Below are 13,427 nucleotides of genomic sequence, written 5' to 3' on the forward strand. Positions count from 1 at the left end.
CCCAACGGAAATAAGGAGTGTCGCCATGCAAATGATCTATAACAGCCCTAACTACTGTGTCGTCGAGTTTCCTCCGCAGGAAGGTCAGCTGGCCATGAAGTCGGGCGGCTACGAGATTGTTGACAAGAACATGCAGCGCGAAATCTACATCGACGGTGCAATGGCGGCGCGTTTTCGCGAGCATGTGCAAAAGCTGATCGAAGGCGAGCCGACGCTCGACGAGGTCGACGAATTCCTCGGTCAATTCGACAGCTTGATGCACCAACCCGTTGTTCTGCATTGAGCGGAGGGGTTTAGCTGGCGCTCAGGCGACATCGATCGACCGTACCGCGCGGCTTGTCCAGCGGGTTCCATCTTGCGGTCGGCGGCAAGAAACGGCCCGGCAGGCTCTGGCTTGCCGGGCTATTTTTTATTGCCTCGTTCGTTAGCGCGTTCTGAATTGCTGGCGCGGCGCGTTCCTATCGGTCGATTTTGCCGGCCGCCCCTCAAGCCCACCTCCCGCTCGCCGGGCGCATCCGCGCGTCAGCGGCTACAATGACAGGCTTTCCGCCAACGCCGGCGCAAGCCCTCGTCCGCCATGACCCAGCCTGCTCAATCCATCACGCCAGTCCGTTCCGAGCCCGCCTATACTCGCGGCGCAGCGCTGCCCGCGCTGCTGAACTCGCGCATCCTGATCCTGGACGGCGCGATGGGCACGATGATCCAGCGCTACAAGCTCGACGAAGCCAGCTATCGCGGCGAGCGCTTCAAGGACTACGCGCGCGACATCAAGGGCAACAACGAACTGCTGTCGATCACCCAGCCGCAGATCATTTCCGAGATTCACGAGCAGTATCTGGCGGCGGGCGCGGACATCATCGAGACCAACACGTTCGGTGCGACCACGGTCGCACAGGCCGACTACGGCATGGAGTCGCTCGCCGTCGAGATGAACATCGAATCGGCGAAGCTCGCGCGCGCCGCGTGCGACAAATACGCGACGCAGGACAAGCCGCGCTTCGTCGCCGGCGCAATCGGCCCGACGCCGAAAACCGCCAGCATCTCGCCGGATGTCAACGATCCGGGCGCCCGCAATGTGACCTTCGACGAACTGCACGCCGCGTACTACGAGCAGGCGAAAGCGCTGCTCGACGGCGGCGCGGACCTGTTCCTCGTCGAAACGATCTTCGACACGCTGAACGCGAAAGCCGCGCTGTTCGCGCTCGACGAACTGTTCGAAAACACCGGCGAGCGTCTGCCGATCATGATCTCGGGCACCGTCACCGATGCCTCGGGCCGCATTCTGTCCGGCCAGACCGTCGAGGCCTTCTGGAACTCGCTGCGTCACGCGAAGCCGCTCACGTTCGGCCTGAACTGCGCGCTCGGCGCGGCGCTGATGCGCCCTTATATCGCCGAGCTCGCCAAGCTGTGCGACACCTACGTGTCGTGCTATCCGAACGCCGGTCTGCCGAATCCGATGAGCGACACCGGCTTCGACGAGTTGCCCGCGGATACCTCGGGCCTGCTGAAGGAATTCGCCGAAGCGGGACTCGTGAACATCGCGGGCGGCTGCTGCGGCACGACGCCCGAGCACATCGCGGCGATCGCGAAGGCGCTCGCCGAGCTGAAGCCGCGCAAGTGGCCGAGCCAGTATCGCGACGCGGCCTGAGCCGGCCTCACGCACTTCACCCAGACGCCCAGCACGCCCAGCACGACCCTTAACGCACGCACCCGACTCGCATATACGCCATGACCGATCACACCATGCGCCTTAGCGGCCTCGAGCCGTTCAACGTCACGTCCGGGACGCTCTTCATCAACGTTGGCGAACGCACCAACGTGACCGGCTCGAAAGCGTTCGCGCGAATGATCCTGAACAATCAGTTCGACGAGGCGTTGGCCGTCGCGCGCCAGCAGGTCGAGAACGGCGCGCAGGTCATCGACATCAACATGGACGAGGCGATGCTCGATTCGAAAGCGGCGATGGTGCGCTTCATGAATCTGATCGCGTCGGAGCCGGACATCGCGCGCGTGCCGATCATGATCGACTCGTCGAAGTGGGACGTGATCGAGGCGGGGCTCAAATGCGTGCAGGGCAAGGCGATCGTCAATTCGATCTCGCTGAAGGAAGGCAAGGAGCAGTTCGTTCACCACGCGAAGCTGATTCGGCGCTACGGCGCGGCCAGCGTCGTGATGGCCTTCGACGAACAGGGCCAGGCCGATACGTTCGCGCGCAAGAAGGAAATCTGCCGGCGCTCGTACGAGATACTCGTCAACGAAGTCGGCTTCCCGCCCGAAGACATCATCTTCGATCCGAACATCTTCGCGATCGCGACCGGCATCGAGGAGCACAACAACTACGCGGTCGACTTCATCGAGGCGACGCGTTGGATCAAGCAGAACCTGCCGTACGCGAAGGTGAGCGGCGGCGTGTCGAACGTGTCGTTCTCGTTTCGCGGCAACGACCCGGTGCGCGAGGCGATTCACACCGTGTTCCTCTATCACGCGATCCAGGCGGGGATGGACATGGGCATCGTCAACGCCGGTCAGCTCGGCGTCTATGCCGAGCTCGATCCGGAACTGCGCGAGCGCGTCGAAGACGTCGTGCTGAATCGACGTGAAGACGGTACCGACCGTCTGCTCGAAATCGCCGACAAGTTCAAGAGCGGCGCCGCGAAGAAGGAAGAGAACCTCGAGTGGCGCAACCAGCCGGTCGAAAAGCGTCTCGCGCACGCGCTCGTGAGCGGCATCACGACCTTCATCGTCGAAGACACCGAGGAAGTGCGCGCGAAGATCGCCGCCGAGGGCGGCCGTCCGATCAATGTGATCGAAGGCCCGCTGATGGACGGCATGAACATCGTCGGCGACCTGTTCGGTCAGGGCAAAATGTTCCTGCCGCAGGTCGTGAAGTCGGCGCGCGTAATGAAGCAGGCGGTCGCGCATCTGATCCCCTTCATCGAGGAAGAAAAGCGCCAGCTCGCGGCGGCCGGCGGCGATGTGCGCGCGAAGGGCAAGATCATCATCGCGACCGTCAAGGGCGACGTGCACGACATCGGTAAGAACATCGTGTCGGTCGTGCTCCAGTGCAACAACTTCGAAGTGGTCAACATGGGCGTGATGGTCCCGTGCAATGAGATCCTGGCGAAGGCGAAGGTCGAGGGCGCGGACATCGTCGGGCTGTCGGGCCTGATTACGCCGAGTCTCGAAGAGATGGCCTACGTCGCGTCGGAAATGCAGCGCGACGACTACTTCCGCGTGAAGAAGATCCCGCTGCTGATCGGCGGCGCGACCACCTCGCGCGTGCACACGGCGGTGAAGATCGCCCCGCAATACGAGGGTCCGGTGGTCTACGTGCCGGACGCATCGCGCTCGGTGTCGGTCGCCTCGAGCCTGCTGTCCGACGAGGGCGCCGCGAAGTACATCGACGAACTGAACGCCGATTACAACCGCATCCGCGATCAGCACGCGAACAAAAAAGCGCAGCCGATGGTCACGCTCGCCGAAGCGCGCGCCAACAAGACGAAGATCGACTGGGCGGGCTATCAGCCGGTCAAGCCGAAGTTCATCGGCCGGCGCGCGTTCAAGAACTTCGATCTGAACGAGCTCGCGAACTATATCGACTGGGGTCCGTTCTTCCAGACGTGGGATCTCGCCGGCCCGTATCCGGCGATCCTCAACGATGAGATCGTCGGCGAATCGGCGCGACGCGTGTTCTCCGACGGCAAGTCGATGCTCGCGCGTCTGATTCAGGGCCGCTGGCTGCAGGCCAACGGCGTGATCACGCTGTTGCCGGCCAACACGGTGAACGACGACGACATCGAAATCTACACGGACGAATCGCGCACCGAAGTCGCGCTCACCTGGCGCAATCTGCGTCAACAGAGTGTGCGGCCGGTGGTCGACGGGCTGATGCGACCGAACCGGTCGCTCGCCGACTTCATCGCGCCGAAGGACTCGGGCGTCGCCGACTACATCGGCATGTTCGCGGTGACGGCGGGTCTTGGCGTCGACGTGAAGGAGAAGCAGTTCGAGAAGGATCTCGATGACTACAGCGCAATCATGCTGAAGGCGCTCGCGGACCGGCTCGCCGAAGCGTTCGCCGAAGCGATGCACGCGCGTGTGCGGCGCGACCTGTGGGGCTACGCGAGCAGCGAAAACCTCTCCAACGACGAACTGATCGCCGAAAAATACCGCGGCATCCGCCCGGCGCCGGGCTACCCGGCCTGCCCCGACCATCTCGTCAAGCGAGACATGTTCGACGTGCTGCAAGCGAATGAAATTGGCATGAGCGTGACCGAATCGCTGGCGATGCTGCCGGCCGCGAGCGTGTCTGGCTTCTACCTCGCGCATCCGGACAGCACCTATTTCTCGGTCGGCAAGATCGGCACGGATCAGCTCGACGACTACGCTCAGCGGATGTCGCTCTCGAAAGCGGACGCCGAGCGCGCGTTGGCGCCGTTGCTTTGAGCGTGAAGCGATGCGTGGGCCGGCCGTGCGGCCCGGGCCGCGCATGCGCCACTATATCGAGTCCGAAAGACTGAATATTTGGCGCCACGGCAATTTCGGCTTTGTAGACTGAGTCGGCTTTCATCCCGTCAGGCGCGAGCACAACGCGCCGGCTCACCGAGATTGCAACCGTCAACGGAGAAAATCGTATGAAGAAGCTGACACTGTTATTGACCGCTGTTTCACTGGCCGCGGGTGCCTCCATGGCGCTCGCGCAGCCCGCCGCGCCGGGCGGATCGAGCTCGGTCAGCTCCTACTCGCCCCCCACCGAGGCGCATGTCAAAAAGGCGAAGAAGCAAAAGATGAAGAAAGGCGCGGCAGCGTCGGCGGCCTCCGAGAGCCAATGAGCGGCACGGCGGATAAAACCTTCTGAATGGCAAAGAGCCCGCGTCGAGCGGGCTCTTTTCTTTGCGTGCGCCAAAAGAGCGCTTACGAAGACCTTCTGAGTACGGGCCGCGACGCTCGGAACCCAGCAGAAATCAAATCCCCCAGACGATATCCGCGTTTTCCTTCTGCGCCGCGCGCAGCATATCGAGGAACGGATACGCGCGCTGCGCGAGACCGGGCGGAATCTCGTGACGATCGCGGCCGTCCTCGCCCTCGTGGAAATGGCCCTCGTGCTCGGCGCGCTCCTGCTTATCGGACGTGATCGCCGCTTCGAGCTTTTCGATGGCCGGGCCCAGTTCGTCGTGAGTGATGACGCCCCGCTGCCCAAGGCGTTTGCCGACAATGCCGACCAGATACTGCGCCAGATTCTCCAGCATCATCACGTCCGGGCAGGCGTGGCACTTGAAAGTAATCAGCATGACTGTTCCCTTTTTCGTTATGTCGGGTGAGCGCACGAGCGTCTCAAGGGCTGCAGCTGCTCGCGCCTGACGCGGCGCCGGCAAGGCGCGGCGGCCACACCCCTCGCGGGCAGCTCATTGAACATATTAGCACCTGCTAAAATCCGTCTGAACGGAAAAGCGCGCCGCCCAGCGCCACGTACGGCGCGGCTCGACGAGCATCGCGCACGCGGGCAACCGGGGGCGTCGAATCATCGGCCGCAATCCGCATACCGCGCGAGCCTGCGTAACGGCAAGCCGCCGTGCGGAGTCCACCGCGTTGCGCGGCTTGCGTTGCGGGTCGTCGCATCGCCTCGGGACGCTCTGCCGGCGGCGCAGCCATCACGGCCGCAAAGCGCGGCCGCGCTCCACGCTTGCGACACCGGCCGCGGCCGGCGCCTCTTCCGCCTTACCGGATTGCCTCACTGGACTTGCAACAAGCATGCTGCCCGCACATAAACACACACTCGAAACACTGCTCGCCGACACGGTGAAGCAGGTCGCAACCGCCACGCAAGGCGCGACCGAAGCCGCTTTCGTCTCGCCCGCCATCGCGCTGGAGCGCCCGAAAGTCGCCGCGCACGGCGACGTCGCGTGCAACGTCGCGATGCAGCTTGCCAAGCCGCTGCGCGCCAATCCGCGCCAACTCGCGCAACAGATCGTCGACGCGCTGCTCGTCAATCCGCAGGCCAAAGGCCTGATCAATACTGCCGAAGTGGCGGGCCCCGGCTTCATCAACCTGCGCCTCACGGCCGCCGCCAAGCAAGGCGTGATCGCCGCCGTGTTCGCCGAGAAGGACGCGTACGGCCACTCGCGGCGCGACGCCGGCAAGCATGTGCTGATCGAGTTCGTGTCGGCCAACCCCACCGGCCCGCTGCACGTCGGCCACGGCCGCCAGGCCGCGCTCGGCGACGCGCTTGCGCACGTGCTCCAGTCGCAAGGCTGGGACGTGCATCGCGAGTTCTACTACAACGACGCCGGCGTGCAGATCCACACGCTCGCGCTGTCGACCCAGGCACGCGCACGCGGCCTCGCACCCGGCGACGAAGGCTGGCCCGCGTCGGCCTACAACGGCGAGTACATCGCCGACATCGCCAAGGACTATCTGAACGGCATCACGGTCGAGGCGAGCGACGGCGAGCCGGTCACCGGCGCGCGCGACGTCGAGGACCTCGAGGCGATCCGCCGCTTCGCCGTCACGTATCTGCGTCGTGAGCAGGACATGGATTTGCAGGCGTTCGGCGTGAAGTTCGACCAGTACTACCTGGAATCGTCGCTGTACACGGAAGGCCGCGTGGAGAAAACCGTCGACGCGCTGATTGCCGCAGGCAAGACCTACGAGCAGGAAGGTGCGCTGTGGCTGCGCACCACCGACGACGGCGACGACAAGGACCGCGTGATGCGCAAGACCGACGGCACCTACACGTACTTCGTGCCGGACGTCGCCTATCACGTCGCGAAGTGGGAGCGCGGCTTCACGAAGGTCATCAACGTGCAGGGCTCGGATCACCACGGCACGATCGCGCGCGTGCGCGCCGGTCTGCAGGGTCTCGGCATCGGCATTCCGAAGGGCTACCCCGACTACATCCTGCACAAGATGGTCACGGTCATGCGCAACGGCGAAGAGGTGAAGATCTCGAAGCGCGCGGGCAGCTACGTGACGGTGCGCGACCTGATCGAATGGTCGGGCGGCGCGATGCCGGGCTCGGAAGCGGCCGTCGATCTGATCGACGAGGAAACCATCCGCCGCGGCCGCGACGCGGTGCGCTTCTTCCTGATCTCGCGCAAGGCGGACACCGAGTTCGTGTTCGACATCGACCTCGCGCTGAAGCAGAACGACGAGAATCCGGTGCACTACGTGCAGTATGCGCACGCCCGCATCTGCTCGGTGATCGCCGAATGCAACGCGCGCTACGGCCTCGACGAAAGCGCACTGCCGAGCATCGATCTCGCGCCGCTCGCGAGCGAGCGCTCGATGGCGCTGCTCAACAAACTCGCCGAATTCCCGGACATGCTGCAGCACGCCGCCGACGAACTCGCGCCGCACGCGGTCGCGTTCTACTTGCGAGAACTCGCCGGCGAATTTCACTCGTTCTACAATGATCGTGCCGAGCGCGTGCTGGTCGACGATGCGGCCGAACGCAACGCTCGCGTCGCGCTGCTCGCGGCCACGCGCCAGGTGCTGGCCAACGGTCTCGCGACGATCGGCGTCTCCGCTCCCGTCAAGATGTAACTCCTCCAGCGTAATATGCGCGCGGCCGTCGTTATAATCGGCGGCCGTTCCTGGATTCTTTTTGCAGGTGATTCGTACGATGGCAAAACCACGCCGCACAACAAAGCAATCGAAGCAAACCGGGGGCACTTTTCTCGGGATCGTGCTGGGCCTGATCGTCGGCCTGGCGATCGCGGTGGTGGTGGCGCTGTATATCACCCGTGCGCCTACGCCGTTCGTGTCGAAGGTCGCGCCGCCGGCGCCGACCGACAACGGCGCGAGCCAGGCGCAATACGATCCGAACCGTCCGCTGCAAGGCAAGACGCCGGGCCAGCCGGTGCCGCAGGCCGCGCAACCCGCGCCACCGAACACCGCGCCGGGCCAGACCAACGCGCAGACCCAGTCGGGCATGCTCGAAGAACCGCAGATCGTCGAAGTGCCGCCGTCGGGCGGCAACGCGAATAACAACGGCACGGCGGTCGCGCCGAGCCCCGCGCAGGAAAACGGCACCGGCGGCATCGTCGCGCCTGCGCCGGCGAAAAAGCCGCAGACCTCGAGCGCGCCGGCCGCCACCGCGGCGGGCTCCGCGCCGAAGAGCTCGAGCGCGACCACCCTGGCCAACGTCAAGCCTGGCTCGGCTGCCGCGCCCGCGCCCGCACCCGCACCTGCACCCGGCGACGCGAACACCGGCTACTTCCTGCAGGTCGGCGCGTACAAGACCGCCGCCGACGCCGAACAGCAGCGCGCGCGCCTCGCGTTCCAGGGCTTCGAATCGAAGGTCACGCAGCGCGATGCCGGCGGCGTCACGTACTACCGCGTGCGCATCGGGCCGTTCTCGAAGTTCGAGGACATGAATTCGAGCCGTCAGCGTCTGTCGGACGCGGGTGTCGATACCGCGGTAATCCGCTTCACCAAACAATAAATAAACAGTAATGCCGGCCCGCGCGGCGCGTCGAACTAACGGCGCGGCGCGCGAGTCACAACGACGATGGCCGCTTCGACCTGTATTGTGGCGGGCCACCACACCGAATCCCACCAGCGGTGACGGGCCTTTCGCATGGCGTCGCCGCGCCACCGCCTTATCCGGGTCTACACGACATGAAAAAACTGCTGAGCATCCTGTTCCTCTCGCTGGGCCTGATCGCGGCGAGCGCACATGCGTCGCCGAGCGCGCCGGTCGCCGGCAAGGACTACACCGTGCTGGCCTCGCCGCAACCTACCGACGTGCCGGCAGGCAAGATCGAAGTCATCGAATTCTTCTGGTACGGCTGCCCGCACTGCAATGAATTCAACCCGTTCCTCGAAGCATGGGTCAAGAAGCAGGCCCCGGACGTCGTGTTCCGCCGCGTGCCGGTTGCCTTCCGCGACGACTTCATCCCGCACTCGAAGATGTTCCACGCGCTCGACGCGCTCGGCCTCGCGAACGAACTGACGCCGAAGGTCTTCAACGAAATCCACGTCAACAAGAACTATCTGCTGACGCCGGAAGACCAGACCAAATTCCTCGCGAAGTTCGGCGTCGATCCGAAGAAGTACATGGAAGCGTACAACTCGTTCTCGACGCAAAGCGCGCTGCAGAAGGACAAGAAACTGCTCGACGGGTTCAAGATCGACGGCGTGCCGACGCTCGCCGTGCAGGGCAAGTATTTGACCGGCCCAGCCGCGACCGGCACCCTGCCGGGCACGATCCAGGTGCTCGACTACCTCGTCTCGCAAGTCCGCGCCAAAAAGATGTAATCACGAGGCGCCGGTATGACCTCTCCGCTGAAGGTTTTCATTACCGGCGCTTCGAGCGGCATCGGCCTCGCGCTCGCCGGCGAATATGCACGGCGCGGCGCGATTCTCGGCCTCGTCGCGCGCCGCGGCGACGCGCTCGCCGCGTTCCAGCAGTCCCATCCCCAAAACACCGTCTCGATCTATGCGCTCGACGTGCGCGACGCGGAAGCGCTCGCCGATGCGGCCGCGCGCTTCATCGCCGAGCACGGCCTGCCCGACGTCGTGATCGCCAACGCCGGCATCAGCCGCGGCGCGCTGACCGGTCACGGCGATCTGCGCACCTTCCGCGAGGTGATGGACATCAATTACTTCGGCATGGTCGCGACGTTCGAGCCGTTCGCTGCTGCGATGGCCGACACGAAACACGGCACGCTGGTCGGCATTGCGAGCGTCGCCGGTGTGCGCGGCTTGCCGGGCTCGGGTGCGTACAGCGCGTCGAAATCGGCGGCGCAAAAGTATCTCGAAGCGTTGCGCGTCGAGATGCGGCCGTTCGGCGTCGGTGTCGTGACGATCGCGCCCGGCTATATCCGCACGCCGATGACCGAGCACAATCCGTACAACATGCCGTTCCTGATGGACGCCGACCGTTTCGCGGCGAAGGCCGCACGGGCGGTCGAACGGCAGACGTCGTTTGCGGTGTTTCCGTGGCAGATGCGCGTGGCTGCGATGTTGCTGCGCGTGCTGCCGCGCTGGCTCTACGACCGCGTGTTCGAACGCGCGCCGCGCAAGCCGCGCGCCGCCACCGAGTAAGTCATGCAGCCCCGTGCGGTCGATGCAGCCGGCGTCGCGCACGAATCCGCGGGCGCCGATGCGCGCATCGTGTCGCTGGTGCCGAGCCTTACCGAAACCCTGTTCGCGCTGGGGCTCGAGCGGCAGATCGTCGGGCGCACAGGCTTTTGCGTGCATCCGCGCGACAAGGTCCGCGCGGTGCCGAAGGTCGGCGGCACGAAAGCCGTCAAGCTCGAAGCGATCCGCGCACTGCGCCCCACCCATCTGATCGTCAATATCGACGAAAACGAACGCGACACCATCGAGCAACTGCGCGCGTTCGTGCCGCACATCGTCGTCACCCATCCGCAGACGCCGCATGACAACCTCGCGCTGTACGCGCTGCTCGGCGCGATCTTCAGACGTGAAGAGGAAGCGCGGCGCTTGAGCGGCGCGCTCGACGCGCGTCTGCGCGAAGCCGCCGCTCACACCTTCGCCGCGCAGAACGTGCTGTACCTAATCTGGCGCGAACCGTGGATGAGCGTCGCGCGCGACACCTACATCGCCGCGATGCTGCGTCTCGTGAACTGGCACACGTTGCCCGACGTGCACGGCGGCAGCGCTGGCGCCACGCGCTACCCGACGCTCGACTTCGACGCCGCGCCATGGCTCGCGCAAGTCGACCGCGTGCTGCTGTCGAGCGAGCCGTACCGCTTCACGGCCGCGCATCGCGATGCGCTCGCGCGCGATCCGCGGTTCACCGGCAAGCGCATCGAGCTGATCGATGGGGAAATGACGTCGTGGTACGGCGTGCGCGCAATCGATGGCATCGGCTATCTGCTGCGCCAGGCCGCGGCGGCCTGAGGCGGCAACACAGCCGCGCCGCCCCCATATGGATATGTCGATTAAATTGTTGTCGCCATAATGGCCCTTCGATAAGCTTTCGCGAAGGCGCGCCGCCGGCCATGCCTCGAAGGCAGGCCCCTCGGCCTCAGGCCGGGATCGCCCGACCTGTACGGCGGCGCCGGGAACGTATCACAAACACAACCAGACGCACTGCCTGACTGCGCTCGTTACCGGAGATCCTATGCGCTTCAATCTGCTCGCAGCCGCCATCCTGCTCACGGCGCCCGCGCTCGCGCTCGCCAAACCACTGACCGTCTGTACCGAATCGAGCCCCGACGGCTTCGACGTCGTGCAGTTCAATTCGCTGGTCACGACGAATGCATCGGCCGACGTGATCTTCAACTCGCTGGTGTCGTTCGACGAAGCCGCGAAGAAGGTCGTGCCCGCGCTCGCCGACAAATGGGAGGTGAGCCCCGACGGCCTGACCTACACGTTCCACCTGCGTCCGAACGTGCAGTTCCAGACCACCGACTACTTCAAGCCCACCCGCGCGCTGAATGCCGACGACGTGATCTTCACCTTCGACCGCATGCTCAACGACAGCAATCCGTGGCACAAGGTGGCGGGCGCGAGCGGCTTCCCGCACGCGCAGTCGATGGGGCTGCCGAAGCTGATCAAGTCGATTGCCAAGGTCGACGACAACACGGTGAAGTTCGAATTGAACGAGCCGAACGCGACGTTCGTGTCGATCCTGACGATGGGCTTCGCGTCGATCTATTCGGCCGAGTACGCGGACCAGTTGCTGAAGGCCGGCCAGCAGGTCGACCTGAACGCGAAGCCGATCGGCACCGGCCCCTTCGTGCTGAAGAGCTATACGAAAGACGCGGTGATCCGTTATGACGCGAACCCGACCTACTGGGGGCCAAAGCCGAAGATCGAGCGTCTGATCTACGCGATCACGCCGGACGCGACCGTGCGCGCGCAGAAGGTGAAGGCTGGCGAATGCCAGATCGCGTTGTCGCCGAAGCCGCAGGATCTCGCCGACGCGAAGAAGGACAAGTCGCTCGCGATCGTGCAGACGCCCGCGTTCATGACGGCCTTCGTCGCGCTGAACACGCAGCAGAAGCCGCTCGACAACCAGAAGGTGCGCGCCGCGCTGAACATGGCGTTCGACCGCACGACGTACCTGAAGACCGTGTTCGACAACACCGCGACGCCGGCCGTGAACCCGTTTCCGCCGAACACGTGGAGCTACAACCACTCGATCAAGGGCTGGCCGTACGACCCGGCGAAGGCGAAGCAGTTGCTCACCGACGCGGGTTTTCCGAACGGCTTCCAAACGACCATCTGGGTGCGTCCGAACGGCAGCGTGTTGAATCCGAATCCGAAGGCCGGTGCCGAACTGCTGCAGGCCGACTTCGCGAAGATCGGCGTGAAGGCGGACGTCAAGGTGATCGAATGGGGCGAGCTGATCAAGCAGGCGAAGCAAGGCCAGCATGACTCGCTGTTCATGGGATGGGCGGGCGACAACGGCGATCCGGACAACTATCTGTCGCCGCTCTTCAGTTGCAACGCGGTAAAGTCGGGCATCAACTTCGCGCGCTTCTGCGATCAGGATCTCGACAAGCTGATCGCCGACGGCAGAGCAACGTCCGATATCGCCAAGCGCACGAAAGCGTATGAAGCCGCGCAGCAGATCATCCATGACGAAGCGCTGTGGATCCCGCTCGGCTATCCGACCGCTGCTGCGATCACGCGTACGAACGTGAGCGGGTATCGCGTGAGTCCGTTTGGACGGCAGAATTTTGGGGCGGTGGTGGTGCAGTGATTTTGCGCTGCGGTTGAAAGCGGGGAAGGATAAGGCCGACCTTCACGGGTCGGCTTTTTTTGTGTCCAGCGTTTCCGGCCGATACAGTTCGCCCGTTACTTCACCGCGCTGTCTGCTGCGGCGATTATCGGATCGAACGATACGCCTTCGAGACAATCACGATTACGTTCAGCGAAAGCGAAGGACAAGGTTCCCCACGGGAGAAAGGCTGAATACGCCGTGGTTTCGTCCAGTGAATGCCCGCGCGGAGAGTCGGTAACTTTGAGGTTGCTGTAATGCGCACGGACCATCGCGAGCGTGACGCATTCGCCGCTCAGCCGCCCAAGTGCAAGAAAGCCATGACGCCCTCCAGTGTGGCGAACGCGCAAACCCACATTGCCGACCACGACACCATCTGCCATCTTCCCCGGACCGCCGACGTAAAAGTTGAATTCGGCATTTTGAATTGGATCTTTGGTGGTATCTCTGTCGACAAGGTGAGTCGCCAGCACGCTTTCGACCTTTGCCTTAGTGAACGGGATTTGCTGCACCAAGGAGTCGATGGTCTGCCACAGTGTCGTGTCCGGTTGAGTCATCTGTGAATCTTGTCCGTAGTGTCCGGCCGCGAGGCTGCATCCGCCAAACCACCCTGCCAGACAAAGTACTGCAAGCGCCTTGGTCCAATCACCTGAACGGGTAAGTCTTGTCATACCATCTTCCATGGTAGTCCGCGCTGGGTGCATCTGACACTCCGCAACCTTTTGCCGAC

At 64.1% G+C, this 13,427-nt stretch carries 12 protein-coding genes; 10 read left to right on the forward strand and 2 right to left on the reverse strand.

Annotation, left to right across the window (positions count from 1 at the left end):
• Positions 1-25 precede the first annotated feature (25 nt).
• The 4 genes from AB4Y34_RS31745 to AB4Y34_RS31760 all read left to right on the forward strand — a co-directional run bounded on the left by AB4Y34_RS31745 (position 26) and on the right by AB4Y34_RS31760 (position 4,832).
• Positions 26-283 carry a DUF3567 domain-containing protein gene (locus tag AB4Y34_RS31745; RefSeq protein ID WP_013088223.1) on the forward strand — a complete coding sequence of 86 codons (258 nt, stop codon included), beginning with the start codon at positions 26-28 and terminating at the stop codon, positions 281-283.
• A 294-nt stretch (positions 284-577) separates the two neighbouring features.
• On the forward strand, positions 578-1,648 hold the full coding sequence (locus AB4Y34_RS31750) for a homocysteine S-methyltransferase family protein (protein ID WP_368718275.1): 1,071 nt from the start codon (positions 578-580) through the stop codon (positions 1,646-1,648).
• A 71-nt stretch (positions 1,649-1,719) separates the two neighbouring features.
• Positions 1,720-4,446, forward strand: coding sequence for a methionine synthase (metH, locus tag AB4Y34_RS31755; protein ID WP_368718308.1), 2,727 nt, complete (start codon positions 1,720-1,722; stop codon positions 4,444-4,446).
• Positions 4,447-4,634: 188 nt separating this feature from the next.
• Complete coding sequence (locus AB4Y34_RS31760; RefSeq protein WP_176122261.1) at positions 4,635-4,832, forward strand: acid-shock protein; 198 nt, start codon at positions 4,635-4,637, stop codon at positions 4,830-4,832.
• Positions 4,833-4,964: 132 nt separating this feature from the next.
• On the opposite strand, the gene AB4Y34_RS31765 is transcribed toward AB4Y34_RS31760, so the two are convergent.
• A complete protein-coding gene (locus AB4Y34_RS31765) occupies positions 4,965-5,291 on the reverse strand; it encodes a DUF1840 domain-containing protein (protein ID WP_013088219.1) in 327 nt (108 codons plus the stop codon).
• A gap of 460 nt (positions 5,292-5,751) precedes the next feature.
• Between AB4Y34_RS31765 and argS the strand changes: the two genes are divergently transcribed.
• The 6 genes from argS (at position 5,752) to AB4Y34_RS31795 (ending at position 12,679) form a co-directional block, all read left to right on the forward strand.
• Positions 5,752-7,542, forward strand: coding sequence for an arginine--tRNA ligase (gene argS, locus AB4Y34_RS31770; RefSeq protein WP_368718276.1), 1,791 nt, complete (start codon positions 5,752-5,754; stop codon positions 7,540-7,542).
• A gap of 79 nt (positions 7,543-7,621) precedes the next feature.
• Positions 7,622-8,443, forward strand: a complete 822-nt coding sequence (locus AB4Y34_RS31775; RefSeq protein ID WP_255215168.1) for an SPOR domain-containing protein — start codon at positions 7,622-7,624, stop codon at positions 8,441-8,443.
• Between the two features lie 176 nt (positions 8,444-8,619).
• On the forward strand, positions 8,620-9,258 hold the full coding sequence (locus tag AB4Y34_RS31780; protein ID WP_368588427.1) for a thiol:disulfide interchange protein DsbA/DsbL: 639 nt from the start codon (positions 8,620-8,622) through the stop codon (positions 9,256-9,258).
• 15 nt (positions 9,259-9,273) lie between these two features.
• A complete protein-coding gene (locus tag AB4Y34_RS31785; RefSeq protein WP_368718277.1) occupies positions 9,274-10,047 on the forward strand; it encodes an SDR family oxidoreductase in 774 nt (257 codons plus the stop codon).
• Positions 10,048-10,050: 3 nt separating this feature from the next.
• Positions 10,051-10,869: a helical backbone metal receptor gene (locus tag AB4Y34_RS31790; RefSeq protein ID WP_368718278.1), complete on the forward strand. Its 819-nt coding sequence runs from the start codon at positions 10,051-10,053 to the stop codon at positions 10,867-10,869.
• A gap of 223 nt (positions 10,870-11,092) precedes the next feature.
• Positions 11,093-12,679, forward strand: a complete 1,587-nt coding sequence (locus AB4Y34_RS31795; protein ID WP_368718279.1) for an ABC transporter substrate-binding protein — start codon at positions 11,093-11,095, stop codon at positions 12,677-12,679.
• A 95-nt stretch (positions 12,680-12,774) separates the two neighbouring features.
• Here AB4Y34_RS31795 and AB4Y34_RS31800 read toward each other — a convergent pair whose 3' ends face one another.
• Positions 12,775-13,368 carry a hypothetical protein gene (locus AB4Y34_RS31800; protein WP_368718280.1) on the reverse strand — a complete coding sequence of 198 codons (594 nt, stop codon included), beginning with the start codon at positions 13,366-13,368 and terminating at the stop codon, positions 12,775-12,777.
• Positions 13,369-13,427: the final 59 nt, after the last annotated feature.

Source organism: Paraburkholderia sp. BR10954, from assembly GCF_040965775.1.
In the GTDB taxonomy this organism is placed as follows: domain Bacteria; phylum Pseudomonadota; class Gammaproteobacteria; order Burkholderiales; family Burkholderiaceae; genus Paraburkholderia; species Paraburkholderia youngii.